15 protein-coding genes are annotated in these 17,975 nt (G+C 39.6%); 6 read left to right on the top strand and 9 right to left on the bottom strand.

All coding sequences use genetic code 11. The features are described 5' to 3' along the window. The first annotated feature begins 5 nt into the window (after positions 1-5). Complete coding sequence (locus BMZ55_RS02985; protein ID WP_089818515.1) at positions 6-2,039, top strand: recombinase; 2,034 nt, start codon at positions 6-8, stop codon at positions 2,037-2,039. Here the strand turns inward: BMZ55_RS02985 and BMZ55_RS02980 are convergent. From BMZ55_RS02980 to BMZ55_RS02970, 3 genes are read right to left on the bottom strand one after another with little or no spacing between them, the layout of a single operon-like run. Beyond that, positions 2,017-2,310, bottom strand: coding sequence for a hypothetical protein (locus tag BMZ55_RS02980; RefSeq protein WP_089818513.1), 294 nt, complete (start codon positions 2,308-2,310; stop codon positions 2,017-2,019). The two genes, BMZ55_RS02985 and BMZ55_RS02980, sit on opposite strands and share 23 nt — an antisense overlap. Further along, a complete protein-coding gene (recF, locus tag BMZ55_RS02975; protein WP_089818511.1) occupies positions 2,307-3,389 on the bottom strand; it encodes a DNA replication/repair protein RecF in 1,083 nt (360 codons plus the stop codon). The genes BMZ55_RS02980 and recF overlap by 4 nt, the downstream gene beginning before the upstream one ends. A 3-nt stretch (positions 3,390-3,392) precedes the next feature. Next, complete coding sequence (locus BMZ55_RS02970; protein WP_089818509.1) at positions 3,393-4,151, bottom strand: UbiA prenyltransferase family protein; 759 nt, start codon at positions 4,149-4,151, stop codon at positions 3,393-3,395. Between the two features lie 62 nt (positions 4,152-4,213). Between BMZ55_RS02970 and BMZ55_RS02965 the strand changes: the two genes are divergently transcribed. The 5 genes from BMZ55_RS02965 (at position 4,214) to BMZ55_RS02940 (ending at position 12,359) form a co-directional block, all read left to right on the top strand. Continuing rightward, positions 4,214-10,090 (top strand): alpha-2-macroglobulin family protein, encoded by a 5,877-nt coding sequence (locus tag BMZ55_RS02965; protein WP_089818507.1) that lies wholly within the window; start codon positions 4,214-4,216, stop codon positions 10,088-10,090. Positions 10,091-10,364: 274 nt separating this feature from the next. Continuing rightward, positions 10,365-10,820 (top strand): DinB family protein, encoded by a 456-nt coding sequence (locus tag BMZ55_RS02955; RefSeq protein ID WP_089818503.1) that lies wholly within the window; start codon positions 10,365-10,367, stop codon positions 10,818-10,820. Between the two features lie 19 nt (positions 10,821-10,839). Further along, positions 10,840-11,310: a hypothetical protein gene (locus BMZ55_RS02950; RefSeq protein ID WP_089818501.1), complete on the top strand. Its 471-nt coding sequence runs from the start codon at positions 10,840-10,842 to the stop codon at positions 11,308-11,310. A gap of 77 nt (positions 11,311-11,387) precedes the next feature. Next, positions 11,388-11,852, top strand: coding sequence for a GNAT family N-acetyltransferase (locus BMZ55_RS02945; RefSeq protein ID WP_089818499.1), 465 nt, complete (start codon positions 11,388-11,390; stop codon positions 11,850-11,852). A 60-nt stretch (positions 11,853-11,912) separates the two neighbouring features. After that, positions 11,913-12,359, top strand: a complete 447-nt coding sequence (locus BMZ55_RS02940) for a VOC family protein (protein ID WP_089818497.1) — start codon at positions 11,913-11,915, stop codon at positions 12,357-12,359. A 219-nt stretch (positions 12,360-12,578) separates the two neighbouring features. On the opposite strand, the gene BMZ55_RS02935 is transcribed toward BMZ55_RS02940, so the two are convergent. The 6 genes from BMZ55_RS02935 to catC all read right to left on the bottom strand — a co-directional run bounded on the left by BMZ55_RS02935 (position 12,579) and on the right by catC (position 17,973). Beyond that, a complete protein-coding gene (locus BMZ55_RS02935) occupies positions 12,579-13,799 on the bottom strand; it encodes an acetyl-CoA C-acyltransferase (RefSeq protein ID WP_089818495.1) in 1,221 nt (406 codons plus the stop codon). 44 nt (positions 13,800-13,843) lie between these two features. Beyond that, complete coding sequence (locus BMZ55_RS02930) at positions 13,844-14,374, bottom strand: FUSC family protein (protein WP_089818494.1); 531 nt, start codon at positions 14,372-14,374, stop codon at positions 13,844-13,846. Between the two features lie 43 nt (positions 14,375-14,417). Beyond that, complete coding sequence (locus BMZ55_RS11525; RefSeq protein WP_089818492.1) at positions 14,418-15,764, bottom strand: 3-oxoacid CoA-transferase; 1,347 nt, start codon at positions 15,762-15,764, stop codon at positions 14,418-14,420. A 99-nt stretch (positions 15,765-15,863) separates the two neighbouring features. After that, positions 15,864-16,640: a 3-oxoadipate enol-lactonase gene (gene pcaD / locus BMZ55_RS02920; protein WP_089818490.1), complete on the bottom strand. Its 777-nt coding sequence runs from the start codon at positions 16,638-16,640 to the stop codon at positions 15,864-15,866. Positions 16,641-16,714: 74 nt separating this feature from the next. Then, a complete protein-coding gene (locus BMZ55_RS02915) occupies positions 16,715-17,650 on the bottom strand; it encodes a dioxygenase family protein (RefSeq protein WP_221404020.1) in 936 nt (311 codons plus the stop codon). A gap of 32 nt (positions 17,651-17,682) precedes the next feature. Further along, positions 17,683-17,973, bottom strand: a complete 291-nt coding sequence (gene catC / locus BMZ55_RS02910; RefSeq protein ID WP_039344317.1) for a muconolactone Delta-isomerase — start codon at positions 17,971-17,973, stop codon at positions 17,683-17,685. Positions 17,974-17,975: the final 2 nt, after the last annotated feature.

Here is a 17,975-nt window from a genome sequence, read left to right as displayed (position 1 = left end):
ATATTATGGCATTTGAATTTCGACATAAAGAGAGTTTCAGCACGGTTCTCATCAAATATTTCAGTTTCAAAAATGAGACGAAATCTTTTGAGCCGCTTACTGAAATTCTTCGAAGCGTTCGAAAAATCAATTTTCAGGAAGTGCTTGCATTTCTGCATGAAAACGAAGAAATCACCGAAAATTTCTCCTATTATCTCAAAAATTTATTCGACGGAAAACCTTTTAATCTTTCCTTAACCGAAGCCAATATTTTATCGGAAAATGCCTTTTATCCGGAACTCAAAAAGAGAATTCTGGATAAATTATTGCCGAATGTGGAAAACGAAGATACCGTGTGGTATTTGGTTGACAGTGTTTCGGTACGGCCAAAAGCTGATTTGGAATTTTTTAAAAGCCTGGATCAGGATTCTTTCAGCGAGCTTTTCCGACTTTTAAAAATTGATGAGTTAAGCCTGAAAAAAAGCGTAAAAAGAGAACTTCTTTTTTCGCTGAATATTCTTTCCTGGCGGATTATAGGCAACGCGCTCGATGTTCAGGTGGTAAATATGGCGCCGGAATATCGGGATTTCGATAATCCGTTTGTTGCACTTCAAAATGAAATTGATCTGCTGAATGAAAGTTACAAAGAAGATCCCGACTTTTTTCTGACTTCAAAAAGTGTGAACTACAAGCAGATCAGAATCTACATGAAACAATGTTTTGATTTTGTTTCGCTGGCTTTCAAAAACTCTTCAAAATATGGCATTTCAGGCAAGATAAATCAGGCCTTATTGAAAACACGCCAGCAGCTGCAGCGCATGTCCGACATTCTTTCGATGATGGTTTTTGATAGCGAAGAAGATGTCATTAAAAATTCTAAAAAACTGATTTTCAAAATTTTAGAATATAAATCGCATAAAAATAATCTTCGTGAGCTTATTTTAGACAGTACCACGCTAAAATCGCACCTTATTACCAATCACACGGCGGAAACGGGCACCCATTATATCACTTCATCGCGAAAGGAATATCTGAAATTGCTGTGGAAAGCGAGCGCGGGTGGAATTATCATCGGTGCGTGCAGCATTTTGAAAATTTTGTACAGCGACCTGCCGAGCAGCGAATTTGGACACGCCGTAATCTATTCGCTTAACTATGCGATGTGTTTTGTCGTCATTTATCTGATGGGCTACACCATTGCTACCAAACAGCCGGCGATGACGGCGGCAACGATGGCGAAAGTGCTTTCTGACGGTAAAAACACCAAAAAGAACTATGTTGATTTTGCGCATTTTGTTTCGAAACTTTTCCGCAGCCAGTTTATTGCTTTTGTCGGAAATGTTTTGGTAACCTTTGCGACGGCGCTGGCAGTAATTTATGGCCTGGATGTTCTTTTCAATTACAATTATGGTTATGAAAAAGCCGATATGCTGTTTCATAACATCAATATGTTTGAATCGAAAGCGTTACTTCACGCGTCTATTGCCGGGGTTTTTCTGTTCTTTTCGGGCATTATTTCGGGAAATGTGGGAAACAGTTCTGTATTTTATCAGATCCCGAAAAGGATTGCCAAAAATCCACTTCTGAATTATTTTTTAGGTGAAAGAGTTTCCCGGAACCTGTCGGAATATTACGCCAGAAACTGTTCGGGCATTGTTTCTAATTTTTGGTTCGGTGTATTTTTAGGCGTTACTGGTCCTGTTGGAAAATTTTTAGGACTTGATATCGATATTCGCCACATTACTTTCTCAACCGGAAATTTCGCCGCGGCTTTGTATGGAAAGGATTTTAAAATCGATTATTACACGTTCTGGATTTCTCTTGTTACCGTAGGCTTAATCGGGTTTTTTAACTTCGCAGTAAGTTTCGCGCTCTCAATGATTTTGGCCTTCCGTTCGAGACAGATTAACAGTGATGAGTTAAAAGAAATTTACCGTGAAATTGTCCGCTATTTTATGAAAAATCCATTTCGCTTTTTCCTGCCGATCAGTTCTACGCTTGATGGCAGAGGCCGAAAAATGGTGGAAAATATGGTGGTTACAAAACCAGAAGATCGCTAAAATGTTCAGCGCCGAATTTTTCCTGAAATTTGGCTAAATAAAAGCTTTTTCTCAGACGGAAATCATTTTTAAGCAACGGTGAATTTACCCGGATTTCAATTATTTTTCGGTTTAAATTCACAGATTCTATTTCGTTGAAAAGATCATCGTTCAGATATTCGTGAAGCAGATCTTTCACCTCGAAAGCCAGCAGTTTATCTTCAAAACCATAGATTCTCGCAAAAGATTTTACGAGTTCCGAAGACTGATATTCGCGTTTCTTTCTTTTCATTCGATTTCAAAAATTTTGCTTTCCTCGTTAATTCTTTTTACGATATTTTCCGTGCGTTCTTTGCTGGTATCTGTGATGAAAATTTGTCCGAAATGCTCTTTATTCACCAATTCGATAAGTTGTGAAACACGCTGATCATCTAACTTGTCGAAAATGTCATCCAGCAAAAGGATGGGCGTTTTTCCCGTCAGTTCTTTAATTCTGTTCATTTGCGAAAGTTTCAGCGCGATGAGAAACGATTTTTGCTGTCCCTGGCTCGCAGTTTTCCGCATCGGTGAAGCATTCATCTCGAAAAGCAAATCATCTTTATGAACACCTTTTGAAGTGTAGGTTAATACGCGGTCGCGTTCCAGATTTTTATTCAGAATTTCCGAAAAATTTGCCTGAAAAAGGTCGGATTTATATTGAACGGAAACTTCTTCATTATCGTGCGAAATCACGCGGTAATAATTCTGAATAATGGGAATCATCAAATCCGTGAACTGCTTTCTTTTTTCAAAAATGCGCGTCGCGAATCTCGTTAAAGGTTCATTATAAATTTCCAGGCTTTCTGCATCAAAAAACCGGTTTTTAGCAAAATTCTTTAATAAGGAATTTCTTTGCTGAATTGCTTTTTGATATTGAATTAAATTAAAAAGATAATCCGAATCGGTTTGCGAAATCATAGAATCCAGAAATTTCCGGCGACTTTCGCCGGCATCAGAAATTAAATTGGAATCGTAAGGCGAAATAATAACGCTGGGCAAAAAACCAATGTGATCCGCAATTCGATTGTATAACTTGTCGTTTTTCTTCAGGATTTTTTTGGTGTCTTTCGGCTGCTGAATTTGAAGAATATTGTCTTTTTCACCATCAAAAATTTCCCCTTCTAAGGCGAAAAATTTTTCATTTAGCTTAATGTTGTTCAAATCGGTATTTCCCAGAAAACTTTTCGCGACAGACAGATAATGCAAAGCATCTAAAATATTGGTTTTTCCGACACCGTTGTTTCCCACAAAGCAGTTGATTTGCGTGGAAAATTCGAAGTTTTGCGCCGAATGATTTTTAAAATTAATTAATGAAAGTTTGCGGATGATCATTCGTCAAAAATACTTCATTAAAATGATAATTAAAAGCGGCAGGGCGGAACAGCTTTCTACCCAAAAAGAAAAATAAGTGTCTTTGTGCGACTGCTCGGAATAAAAAATGAAAAAAAAGGTGCAAACAGCAGCTAAAAAAAAGGCAAAAGCAAATTTTGGCTCCAAAGAAAATACCGCAATTATTAAGCTTAAAAACACCAAAAAATAAGCAAAATATTTGGTGTTTTGTACACCGATTAAGCGCGGGAAGGTCACCACCGTGTCAGACGCCATATCACGGATGTCGAACGGCAATACCAAAGCGGTGATAAATAACCAGCTGATCCAGAAAATTTCAGCATTGAACTGCGGTAAAATTAACCAGGAATTGATTAAAGCCCAGGTTAAACCCACATAAAAAACTTTAAAAAGCGGGATTTTCCGCACAAAAACAGTGAGAGAAGTGCTGTTGTACAAAAGTCCGATGACCACAATAATCATCCATTTTATGAGGCGGTATTCATTGTGGTTGTACAAAATTAAAAGCGCGGAAACAATGCCACACACCACATTAAAAGCTAAAACACGGTAGAATATTTTGCCTGTATTTTGGTATTTGGTGTACAGATAACCGCTGAAATAGGTGATGAAAATTAATAAAATTGTAGGGACTTTGATGAGATTTTGTTCCAGCATAAAAAAAACAGCCAGAGAAGTTCCCATCACGGAAACATAAATTTGGCTGTCAATCACGTATTTTTTTAGTACTTTTAAAATCTGCATACTATGCAAATTTAACCAATAAAACCTTTGAGAATCCCAAATTGGAATCAAGCAATGATTATATGAAAAAATTTACCAAAATCCTCAGCCTTCTCGTTTTTTTCGCTTTCTGTTCGGGAGTTTTCGGGCAAAAATATTACGACGATCAATGGAAAAAAGTCGCGGAAAATTATAAAACCGGAAAATATAAATCTAATTTACCACTCATTTTAGAAATCCAGCAGAAAGCCATGAAAGAAGCCAACACGATACAGCTGATTCGCTCGCTAAAAGCGGAATTTAGCATTGTAAACCAAACTTCAGACGACGAAAATAATGACGCTGCGAGCCGTTTTTTTTCTAAACTTTCCACATTCGGAAATGAACTCAAAGGTGAGCAGAAGTTGCTTTATACGGTGCTTTTAGGTGAATTTTTCAGTGAATATTATCAAAACGATTCCTGGGAAATCAATCAGCGCACAAACTTTAATAATCAAGATTTTTCACAAATTGAAACGTGGAGCAAACTCGATTTTAAAAATTTCCTGGCAAAACATTACGAGGAGCTTGACACCAAAAAAGCGGAATTAGCTAAAATTCAGCTTTCCAAATACAAGGAAATTTTTGAAGGAACTGAAGATTTGGATTATTTTCCGACACTTTTTGAGTGGACTTCGATGAACGAAATTGAATTTTTGAAAAACGATGATCTTTTTACTCCAAATGAATTAAAGGTAAATCAAACCAAAATTGCGGAATTATATTCGGAATTAATTCAAAAAAATACCGGCAATTCGAAGCTTTTTTTTCAACATAAAAAACTGCAGGACGACTGTGTGTTTACCAACTGTCAAGACAAAAAAGAAAGGCTGCAGGCTTTATTGAATTCATCAACAGCCGGCGATTATAAGGTAATGATTTATGCTGATTTGGTAGATGAATTAATTTCCGAAGAGAATTTCGGCGAGGCTTTAAATTTAATCAAAGAAGCAAAGCAAAAATATTCAAATTCAAAGCTTATTAACAATATTCTGAACCGCGAAAGCAGAATTATTCAGCCTGTTTTGACCATCCATTACGAAACGCACACGCAGGCAAATTTGCCGATTCATTTGGTTGCTGAAGCGAAAAATGTTTCGGAATTTTCTTTGAATATCTACGAGGTAAAAAATGATGAGCAGAATTTCCTGCAATATGTTGCGAATTCTTATGATAAGAGCCGTTTTGCGGCGGTGAAAAAAACTTTGGTTCGGAAAGAAACGTACAGTTTGCCTACGATGAGTGATTTCAAAACGCATAAAACTTCACTTGAAATAAAACCGCTTCCAGCCGGAATTTATTTGGCGGAATATGTGGTGGACGGCGCCATTCACGAAAATTTCTATTTTATTGCTACATCGTCGCGAATTATTTATCAGAAAAAAAATGAAACTAAAATTGCAGCCAACGAAATGAAACTCGTGGATCGGCAAAAAGGAAAAATCTTGCCAAATAGCGGCTTAAAAATCTTTGAAATGGCGGACCGCAAGATCGCTTCCACCTTCGATGTGAAAACTGATGCAGACGCCATTTTTAAATTTCCGATTTCCAAAAACGACAATTATTATCGCTATTATTTGGTGAAACAACCGGCGACGAATGATTATAATTTGATGCAGGTTTACGGCGATAACTACAGTGAACCTCAAAAACAAGTGCAGGAAAATTACGCGCAAATTTTCCTGGATCGCGCGATTTATCGGCCTGGGCAAATTGTGTATTTTAAAGTGATTAACACAAAATTGCTGCAGGAAAAAGAATCTGTAGCGGCAGGAGTTTCCCAAAAAATTAAGTTAATTGATGCCAATGGCGAAGAGGTTTCCTCGCAAAATTTCACGACGAATATATTTGGTTCTTACCACGGAAGTTTTGTCCTACCCAACGGAAAGTTAAACGGCCAGTTTTCGCTTCAGGTTGAGTCCGATGATTTGGATAATGATGCGAGCAAATATTTCCGGGTAGAAGAGTATAAAAGACCAAAATTCGAGATAACCATCGATCCGGTAAAAGACGAATATAAGTACGGTGAAACCATTGAAATTAAAGGTAAAGCCGTGATGTTTTCGGGCGTTCCGCTCACCAACGCGACCGTGAATTACGAAATTAAAAAACGTAATATCCGCTGGATGTATTTCTATTGGTTTCCGCGGGGAAATGACAACCAAAACTCTATTTTAGGTGAAGTAAAAACCAATGAAAAAGGGGAGTTCACTATCAAAGTGGCGCTGGAAAAAGATGAAACCTTGAAGGGAATTCAGATTGATAATTATGAAATAAATGCGTCCGTAACCGATATTAATGGTGAAACGCAATCTGCGACGGAAAATGTAAAAGTTGCATCGGTGTCACATTACATTAAAGCGGATGAAATCAAGGATTCTTTCACTGATGAACCGGTAAAAATTAAAGTTGAAACCAAAAATTACAACGACCAGAATTTAGCGAAATCGTATCATGTAAAACTTTCAAAACTTCAACCTGAAGAAAGGATTTTCCGCTCCAACTTTGAAAGTGAAATTCAGGATTTGCCGAAATATTCAAAAGCAGAATTTATTCAAAAATTTCCGCATGACTATTTTTCTAAAGACGAAAAAGAGCTAAAAGTTGAAAAAGTAATTTTGGAGAAGACTCAAGAACCTAGAACCGAGACTCAAAATAAACGCGAAGAAAATCTTGATTCTCGAATCTTGAATCTTGGCTCTTTAGGGGCCGGAAAATACAAATTGGAACTGTTCAATATTGAAGGAAAAGACACCATCAGAACTGAAAGAACTTTCGAAGTTTTCGATAAACGTTTTTTAACAGATTCGCAGAAACCATTTTTGAAAGTCATTCAGCCAAAACTGGAATATCAACGAAACGAAAAAGCGAAAATTTACGTTTATTCCGCCGTGCCAAATGCATTGGTCAACATCTACCTTCAAAACGGAAATGGCGACACAGTAACAGAGCAAAAAACCTTAAAAAATGGCGTTTTAGAATATTCCGTGGCTTTTCCGAAAGATGAAAGTATTGATCAACTCAATCTTCAATTTCAGCTCGTGGCGTTCAACGACGTGAAAACCGAAAATATCACTTTAGCTATAAGCTCCGACAAAAAGCCACTTCGAATTGAAACCGTTACTTTCCGCGACAAGCTGCAGCCGAATTCGAAAGAAAAATGGACGGTGAAAGTCCTCGGCGAGGAAAAAGAAAAAGTGAATGCTGAAGTTTTGGCAAATATGTACGACAAATCTTTGGATCAGTTTGCCGGCAATTCTTACTCGTGGCAGCAGATTTACCGCAAATATTTCATCATGAATTCTTATGCTGTTCAAAATTATTTAGCGCAGGAAAATTACAGCAAAACAATTCCTTATTTGAAGCAGGAAAATATTAATATTCCAAATTTTAGTTGGTTTGATCAGTATAATGAACTTTACGGAACATTAACGAAAGAGGTAGTCGTAACAGCATATGGAACTCGAGTCCAGTCTGCCGCCAAAATGGAATCCCGAACACCTCCGCCACCTCCGCCTTCAAATGCGGTTGATTCCGCGGTCGTTTCAGCCGTTTCTGGAAAAGTTCCCGGCATTCAAATTGCGGTGAAAGACATGGATAAAATTCCGGTTCGCCAAAACCTAAACGAAACCGCTTTTTTCTTCCCGAATTTAATGACCGATAAAGATGGAAACGTCAATTTTGAATTCACCTCGCCGGAAGCTTTAACACAGTGGAAATTGATGTTTTTAGCACACACCAAAGATGCGCGCGCGGCAATTTTAGAAAAAACGGTCATTACTCAGAAAGAATTTTCCGTTACACCGAATTATCCACGCTTTTTGCGCGAAGGTGATGAACTGAATTTGCAGTCAAAACTTTCAAGTTTGGTCGACAAAAAATTAAACGGAACGGCGCAACTCCAGATCTTGGATGCTTTTACTAATGAAGATATTTCCGGTAAATTCAATTTAAATGACATCCAAAAATCTTTTGAATTAAAAGAAAACGGAAATGGAGTAGTGAGCTGGAAACTGAAAGTTCCAAACAATGTTTCCTCCATAATCCTAAAAATAGTCGCTAAAGCAGGTAATTTTTCTGATGGTGAACAAATGGCAATTGCAGTTTTACCAAACAGAATGTTGGTTACCGACACCGTTCCAATTTTTGTGAAAGAAGGACAAACCAAAACTTTCACTTTAGAAAATTTAGCAAAAAATGCCTCTACAACGGCAAATAATTTTTCAAATACTTTGGAACTGACCACAAATCCAATCTGGGAAATTTTGTTCGCTTTGCCAAGTTTAAAAAATGACCAGAACAATTCTGCCGACGTTATTTTCAATAAATGGTTTGCCGATGTTTTGGCGGCAGAAATCTTCAAAGCCAATCCGAAGCTGAAAACCGTTTTCGAAGAATACCAAAGTAAAGGTTTGCTGACTTCAAACCTCGAAAAAAATCTGGAATTGAAACAGCTGCTTTTGGAAGAAACGCCGTGGGTTTTGGAAAGCCAGAACGAGACCGAGCAAATGCAGAAAATCGCAAGATTATTCGATGCCAACACCATGCGAAATTCCATAAATGAAGATTGGGCAGAACTGCAGAAACTGCAAAATCCCGACGGTGGATTTTCCTGGTATTCCGGTTATCCGAGTTCATATTCAACCTCGCTTTATATTCTGAAAAACCTCGGCAGAATTAATATTTGGCTAAAAGGAAATATCGCAGATTATCAATCTTCAGAGCAAAAAGAACTGGTTGCAAAACTTATTAATTTTGTCGATCAGGAAGTTGCAAAATACGGAGAAATCGACAAAAAATTTGTCGTGAATAATTTCGTCCTCGATTATTTAGACACACGAAATTATTGGGAAAAAGAATTTCCATTAAAGCAAAAAGGCCCAGCGCTGAAAAATGCCGTTATTTCAAAAGCAAAAACCGAAAAAATCACCGATTTTACTTTCTTTGGTTTGCACCGTTTAGCGCTTTTGTTTAATAATTACGGCCAAAAAGATATCGCGAAAAAATTCCTGACGTATCTGAAAGAAACTTCAACAGACACCGAAACTCAGGGAACTTATTGGAAACAAAACCTCAACGACTGGGGCTGGTATTCTTCGAAAACCGTGAATCACGCCGGCGCTTTGGAAGCTTTCGAAAAATTAACCCCTCAAGACGTGAATTTTATTGAAGAGCTGAAAATCTGGCTCATCACGCAGAAAGAAGTCAATTCTTGGAGAAGTTCGCGCGGCACCGCTGAAGTTATTTTCACCATCCTGAACTCCGGAAAATCTTGGACCACGCCAGAAAGTGAAAAAGCCAAAATAATCTGGGGCGGGAAAGAACTTGAAAATCCTGACGCAAAAGCTACCGGTTATGTGAAAAAAACCGTGAAATCCGAAAAAATTGATAAAAATCTCGGTACTGTTACGGTCACAAAACCTGGTCCGGGAATCGTTCAGGGTGGCTTGTTCTGGCAGTATTACGAAGATTTAGACAAAATAAAATCCTCAGAATCTTACCTTTCAATCACCAAAGAACTTTACAAAAAAGTGAAAACCGTAAATGGCGAAGAATTGGTAAAAATCAACACAAATTCACCGCTGAAAGTTGGCGACAAAGTAACGGTGAGAATGATTTTAAACACCGACCGCAACATGGAATACATTCACCTGAAAGACATGCGGGCGGCAGGTTTCGAGCCGCTCAGCGTAATTTCCGGATACGAATGGAAAAACGGCCTCGGCTACTATCAATCCACAAAAGACGCCTCCACGAACTTCTACATCGAGTTCATGCCGAAAGGAAAATACGTCTTCGAGTACGACTACATTTGCAACGCTTCGGGCACTTTCAGCAACGGCATCACAACGCTGCAAAATTACTACGCGCCGCAAATGAACGCGCATACGAAAGGCACGAAAATCACGATTTCCGAGTAAAGTCATTGCGAGGAACGAAGCAATCGCACAACCAAATCCGTTTCATTTTGAAGCGGGTTTTTTTGGGCCATCCCGAAAAATTACCGGCTTTAACCGGCAATTTTCGGGACCGCGCTTTCCATTGCAATCTTTTTTATTTCCCGCCGCTTTTGCCTTTTCCGATAAAAAAGGATTTCCATTTCAATCGCTTGTCCGGCTTGCCGTTTTCAGAAAAAACATCGTTTTAACCTGATATTTTTTAAATATATTTGTTAGAAACAAAAACCAGAAAAATATGCAGGACGTTTTCAATGCGCAGCAGGCACAGAATTACATTGACAGAATTAACAAACTTACACCGTTCGCCGTACCAAACTGGGGAAAAATGTCGGTGGACCAAATGCTGGCGCACTGCAATGTAACGTACGAAATGGTGTACGAACCGCAGAAACACAAAAAACCCGGCGGTATTGCCAAATTTATTTTAAAAAGTTTTGTAAAACCCAAGGTTGTAGGTGAAAAAGCATATACTCAAAACTCACCAACAGCTCCGCAATTTTTGATTAAAGAGCGTCAGGATTTTATCCTGGAAAAAAAGCGCCTTATCGGTTTTATCCAGAAAACACAGCAGTTGGCCCGCGAAGCTTTTGACGGTAAAGAATCTTTCTCTTTCGGAAAACTCAGCGCGCAGGAATGGAATAATATGTTTGCCAAACATTTAAACCATCATCTTGAGCAATTCGGCGTTTAAAATTTAAAAACACAAAAAAATGAAAAAAATCTTCTTTCTTTTAATTTTGATCAGCAGTTTTGTAACTGCGCAAATGCCGAATATTTCCGAAGTTTGGCTCAATAAATCGCAACCTTATTCCGGTACAATCGGCCCGGAAAAAATGCCCATTAAGGTCAAAATAAATCTCTCCCAGCAAAACCGGAAAAATGACCAGCAATATTTTCTGTCCGGAAACACTTTGGTTGAAAATAATTTAAGCAAATTCGAAGGAAAACTCACACTCACCAAATACAAAGACGGCAAAAAGAGAAATATGGTTTTTGGTGAATACGAACTTGCGGAAGAACCGAGCGGTCCGCATTCCGGGATTTTTACCGGCAAAATGATTTACACCTTTTTCTGGAACAAAAAAACGCAGCAAATTGAAAGACAGTTCGTCGAATTTGTCGGCGAGTGGAAAAGCTACGACGGAAAATTAACCTACAAAACCAACTGGACAAACCAGTGATAATGGTTAATTATTAATGGTTAAATATTAATTGTTAACTATCAATTACCAATTATCAACAATTAACAATTAAAAAAGTGGACATAGAAATCATAGATTTTGAACCGCAATACCGCGACGATTTTAAAAACCTTAATGTAGAATGGCTTCAGAAATATTTTGTTGTAGAGGATTTTGATGAACATCAGCTTTCAAATCCCGAAACAGAAATCATCGCTAAAGGCGGCAAAATTTTTCTGGCAAAAGCCGGCGATAAAATTGTTGGAACAGCCGCACTGTTAAAAGAACACGACGGTTACGAACTTGCAAAAATGGCGGTAACTGAAAATTTTCAAGGTCAAGGCATCGGCAAAATTTTAATGGAGCATTCGCTTCGCGAAGCTAAAAAATTAGGGCTCGAAAAGTTGATTTTACTTTCCAACCGCAGCTTAAAACCCGCACTTGCGATGTATGAAAAGTTTGGCTTTGTAGAAGTTCCGCTGGATAAAGAAACTCCTTACGAACGCGCAAACATCAAAATGGAACTGAAAATTAATTATTAATTGTCAACTCTCAACTCTCAACTATCCATTTATCATTAAAAATTAATCACTAATAAAAGCATGGCATCAATTAACGCGTATTTAACCTTCGACGGCAACTGCGAAGAAGCTTTCATTTTCTACAAATCCGTTTTTGGCGGAGAATTTCCGATGGTCGGCAGATTCGGCGATATGCCGCCCGCAGAAGGAATGCCACCACTTTCGGATGACGTGAAAAGCAGAATCATGCACATCACGCTCCCGATTTCCCAAGAAACCATTTTGATGGGCAGCGACACAATGCCGGGCGTGCACGAGCACCAGGTTGGCAACAACATTTCGCTTTCTATAAACACTGATTCCCGCGAAGAAGCAGACCGCGTTTTCCACGGGCTTTCTGTCGGCGGAAATGTTACAATGCCGCTTTCCGACACGTTTTGGGGCGCTTATTTTGGGATGTGGAGGGACAAATTCGGCATCAACTGGATGGTGAATTACGACGATCCTTCAAAAGTTCAGGCACACTAAAATTTTTAGGAGCAACACGGTTTTCGCTTCTTTCAAAATTTCAACGCGCTTTGCGCTGTATCTTTTGCTGCACTTCGTTCCGCAAAAGGATGCCGCTGCAATCGGGGCTAGAAGTCCGGTTATTTTATCTTTCGAAGAAACCAAAAAATCTGCTCCTAAAGCAGGCAAAAAAAGCCGGAAAAATTTTTCCCGGCTTTTTTACTAATTTTTGTGAAATTTTTAAACGTTGGTGTTCTCCAAAATCACCGCGTAGCCCTGTCCCACACCGATACACATTGTAGCTAAGGCGTATTTTTTTCCGGTTTTATTCAATTCCAAAGCAGCGGAGTAGGTGATTCGCGTTCCACTCATTCCCAGTGGGTGACCAAGTGCAATTGCACCACCGTTGATATTCACGCGTGGATCGTCGTGTGCAATTTCTAGCCCTTTCAATACCGCAATGCTTTGAGCAGAAAACGCTTCATTAAGTTCAATAACGTCCATTTGTTCCAGCGTTAAATTTGCTCTTTTCAACGCCAGTTTTGTAGCATCTACGGGACCAATTCCCATAATTCTGGGTTCAGTTCCGGTAACAGCGGATGTAACGATTTTTGCCAAAGGCTTCAGATTATATTTTTCTACAGCTTCATCTGAAGCTACAATTACCGCAGCTGCACCGTCATTAAGTCCTGAGGCATTTCCGGCAGTAACGGTTCCGTTTTCCTTTACAAATGCAGCGCGCAGTTTACCTAAAATCTCCATAGTGGAGTTGGGCTTGATAAATTCGTCCTGATTTACCACGGTTGGTTCACCTTTCCTTTGTGGAATCACGATATCCGAGATTTCTTCGGCTAATCGTCCACTGTCCTGCGCCTTTTTAGCTTTTTGCTGAGAGTTTAAAGCAAATTCATCCTGCTCTTCACGCGAAATATGGAACATTTCAGCCAAATTTTCAGCGGTTTTCCCCATTGCATCGGTGCCGTACATTTTTTCCATTTGCGGGTTGATGAAACGCCAGCCAAAACTCGTGTCGTACATTTTCTGATCCGTTCCAAAAGCATTTTCAGTTTTTGAAATTGCGTATGGTCCACGTGACATTCCTTCCACGCCGCCGGCGATAAAAAGATCTCCTTCACCTGATTTTATTGCGCGCGACGCCTGAACGATTGCGCTCATTCCCGAGGCACAAAGTCTGTTTACGGTTTCACCCGGAACGGTTACCGGAAGTCCTGCCAAAAGCAGCGACATTCTGGCAATATTTCGGTTGTCTTCACCGGCTTGGTTTGCGCAGCCGATAATTACATCATCAATTTTATCAACCGGAACATTCGGATTTTTTTCAATTAAACTTTTAATTACGGACGCCATTAAATCATCGGTTCTTACCGGCGCCAGACTTCCTTTAAAATTCCCAATTGCAGAGCGGGTTCCATCAATAATATATGCGTTTTTGCCTGTCATCTAAATTATTTTTTTAAGTCTTAAAGATACGTTTTTTTAATTTTTTAAGATTCGTCATTGACTCTGTCCCCAATCTTCAAAATGTTTTTATGTAAAAATTTGGCCATAGAGCCGGTAAAAATCACAACCAAAAGTCCGATTGTACACCCAACCAGAACCGAAAGAAAGCGATCTATCGATGCCATAAAACCGTCGTTTGGTTTTTCAATCAGAATGATAATAATGGCAACGACAGCGGTGCGCGAAACGTTCAGCAGATTAAATAAATTACACAGCAAGGCTGCAATCAGAATTCCAACCAAAATTCTGTAAAAAATATCTACGGGCACAGCAATCACCACGAACGCAGATAAAGCACCGATTAAGTTGGCTTTTACACGTTCCATCGTCAGGCGTGGAGAATCTTTGCCTTCCGGCGAGATGACCAGCATAATTGAAAGCAACGCCCAAAAAAGATCGAAATTTGGAAATTGTTTCATGAGCCAAAAACCAATTGTAAATCCCACCCAACACCGGAAAATATAAATGATGATGGGTGAAAAAACAAAGTTTCTAAAGCCGGTAATTGGGCTCATAATTAAAATTTAATTTCGAAAACAGCCGTGCTTTTGCAAAAGTTTACTGCAGTTTTTCTTCGAATTTTGCAGCTGTTTTTTCGCGTATTTCTTCAATGGTTGCACCGGGTAATAATTCGGTTAAAGTTAGTTTACCATTTAAATAGCGGAAAACCGCCAAATCAGTAATCACCATGTCTACCGCACCTTTCGTGGTTAATGGCAAGTCGCAAACGGGAACTATTTTCGAAGTTCCGTCTTTTTCCGTGTGCATCATGGTAATGATGAGTTTTTTCGCACCGGATGCTAAATCCATTGCGCCGCCAACACCCAAAAGCGGTTCTCCCGGGACTGCCCAGTTTGCTAAATTTCCGGCTTCATCTACCTGCAAACCGCCCATTACGGCGGTATCTACGTGACCACCGCGAATCATCGCGAACGATTCCGCGCTGTCAAAATAGCTAGTTCCCGGAAGCGCTGTTACTGGAATTTTGCCCGCATTTACCGGATAATCCATTGCGCCGCCGCCGTCTTGTGGAACGGGACCTACGCCGAGCATTCCGTTTTCGGTGTGTAAAATTATTCCGTGTTCGGGTGTAATTAAATCAGCTACTAAGGTTGGAATTCCAATTCCTAAATTCACGACTTCGCCTTTACGCAGTTCAGCTAAAGCGCGTTTTGCCATATTCATCCGCTTTTCGGAAACTACTTTCGATTTATTTACTGAGCCAGAACTTCCCAATTCTTCCAAAGTGGTGTGCGCCTGTACCAAATAATCAACGTAGCAGCCTTGCGTATGAATATTTTCCGGAGCAATTTCGCCAACTTCTACGATTTCCTCAACTTCAGCTATGACCAAATCTGCGGCGGTCGCAAAAGCTTTATTAAAGTTCTGCTCGGTCATCCGATACTGCAGATTACCGGCGGCATCAGCTTTCCAGGCGCGGACAAAGGCGACATTTCCGCGAATTGCGGGAACAAAAACCATTTCTTTTCCGTTGATTACTTTCGTTTCTTTGCCTTTTGCGATTTCGGTTCCTGCTGCGGTTACGGTATAAAAACCACCAATACCTGCGCCGCCTGCGCGCACCGCTTCAGCTAAAGTTCCCTGCGGAATAAGCTCATATTTAACATCACCATTTTGTGCGGATTTCACCGCTTCGGGATTTGATGTGAAAAACGAACCGATCATTTTTTTTAACTGTCCGTTTCGCAAAAGCCGCCCGCCACCGAGACCGGGTTCGCCAACATTATTTCCTATAAATGTTAAATCTTTGGTTTCCGTTTCCGCAAGCGCGTGCATTAGGTGAACCGGATTTCCTGTCATGCCGAAGCCGCCTTGCAAAAGTGTATCACCACTTTTTACGAGTTTGGCAGCTTCTTTTGGACTTATTTGTGGTACATTTTTCATTACTTGAGTTTTAAATTTTAATCAAATGGTTTACAATAATTTAAAATGATTGCAAAAGACACTTCATATTTTTTTGCCCTTAAAGCGGCAAATTTTTCTTTATTTCAAAAAATTCAGCAGAGCGTCATTAAATTCTTTTGGACATTCAAAAGCCGATAAATGTCTTGCATTTAAAATTATATGCTGTGAATTTTTAATGAGTTTCTGCATCTTATTTCCGTCATCGACGGTAGTTACCGGATCTTCACTTCCGGAAATAATTAAAACCGGTTTTTCGATGTTTTTTATCTCTTCACTAAAATCTGCATCGCGAACCATAGCGCAACATGAAGAATAACCCTGGGCTGAATTTTTTTTGAAATTTTCTAAAATTTGCTGAACTTCTTCAGGTTCGTTTTTAATGAAATCATCGGTAAACCATTTTTCGGCGGTGTTTTCGCCAACAGGTTTCAGTCCTTTAGTTTTAACAATTGAAATTCTCTCATTCCAGCTTTCCTTCGTTCCGATTTTAGGAGAAGTATTGCATAAAATGAGCTTTTCAACGCGCGATCCGCCATTTAGCGCCAGCCATTGTCCGACTAATCCGCCCATCGATAAACCGCAAAAAATAAAGCTTTTAAAGCCTAAAATTTCTGTCAGCTCCAAAATATCATTTCCTAAAAGTTCAGCAGAGTAATCGCCGTCGGTTGTTTCGCTTTCTCCATGACCGCGAGTATCGGAAAATAAAAGGTTGAAATGTTTCGAAAGTTCATTTTCCTGCTTCGCCCACATGGAATAATTCGTCCCGAGGGAATTTGAAAAAACCAAGGTTTCAGCTTTTCCGTTGTCCAGGAATTTGTAATTTAAAACGGCTTTATTGACGGTTATTTTGGGCATTTTTTGTGATATTTATATTGCCAAAACTCCACATCCGAAAATGAAGAGTTTGGCAGATTTGCTATTTTGGTGAGCTACGCGTTTTCGTAGGAAGCTCGTGAACGGTGGTTTTCACCGTCGTCTGGCGCTTTAACTTCTTTAATTATTGAGAAATTAAAAGTTGCGTGCGCATAAGGTTCTTTTTCGTAACCGTTTGCTTCCGCTTCTTCGGCCGTGTGTCTGCTGATATGCGGTACGAGTTCCTCGCGCGTTGCAAAAGCAAAATCGTCGTAGATTAATGGATCGCCTTCAATATTGATTTGCGTGGTGAGTTTGCGGTAATCCGGATGTGTCACAAAAAAGTGAATATGCGCCGGTCTTGCGCCATGTCTGCCAAGCATCGACATTAGTCGTTCAGTTGGGCTTCCCGGAGGACACGCGTATCCTGGCGGAACAATGGTTTTGAATTTATATTTACCATCCGCTCCAACTTTGATCGCGCGTCGTAAATTGAATTCCGATTGCGAAGTATCGAAATAGGAATACATTCCGTTTCCGTTGCAATGCCAGACCTCAAGTAAAGCACCTTCGACAGGATTTCCGTGAACATCTTTAATCTGACCTTCCATATAAAATCTTTCCAAATCCCGGTTTTCTTCCGGATCATTTTCAAGCTCAGCGTACGATTGGGTTTCCGGTGCGCCGGCAACGTAAAGCGGCCCTTCAATGGTTCTTGCGGTAACGCCTTCAATACCGGCTTCTTTGTCTGCCTGATCTTCCATAACGTCGATAAAATGTTCAATTCCGGTTCCGGCGAACACCAGTCCCCATTGGTTGGTTTCGCCAACTTCGCGCAGAAAATCGGCGGCGTGCCACATTTCTTCAGATGTGATATTAAGATCAACCATCGCATAAAATAGATCTTTCAGCAATCGGTTAGTGATTTCTTTCACGCGCGGATTTCCGGCTTCAGCGCTTTCTTTAGAAACTATTTTGTCGTAAACTTCGTCTATCTGTTCTCTTGTCAACATAATTCGTAATTTTTTTATTAATATTCTTTTGATTATAGTAAATTTTCTTTGATGGCATTTGGGTGTTTGCAAATGCTTGTCACTTTTATATTCATGTATGGGAAAAGTGGGAGAGAGCTGATGATTTCATGCAGTTCTTCCGGACTTTCAACATCCAGTATGCTGATATTAGAATATTTTCCTGCCACACGCCAAAGATGTTTCCACTTCCCGGAATTTTGCCATTTTTGAGACGTCTCTTTTTCTCTTTCAAGGAAGCTTTTTAACTTGTCTTCATCCCAGCTTTCAGGGATTTTCACATCCATTTCTACTACGTATACCATGA

Source organism: Kaistella treverensis (genome assembly GCF_900114045.1).
GTDB classification, from domain to species: domain Bacteria; phylum Bacteroidota; class Bacteroidia; order Flavobacteriales; family Weeksellaceae; genus Kaistella; species Kaistella treverensis.
The sequence above is the reverse complement of the archived record's forward strand: the minus strand, read 5'-3'. Positions and strand labels throughout refer to the sequence as shown.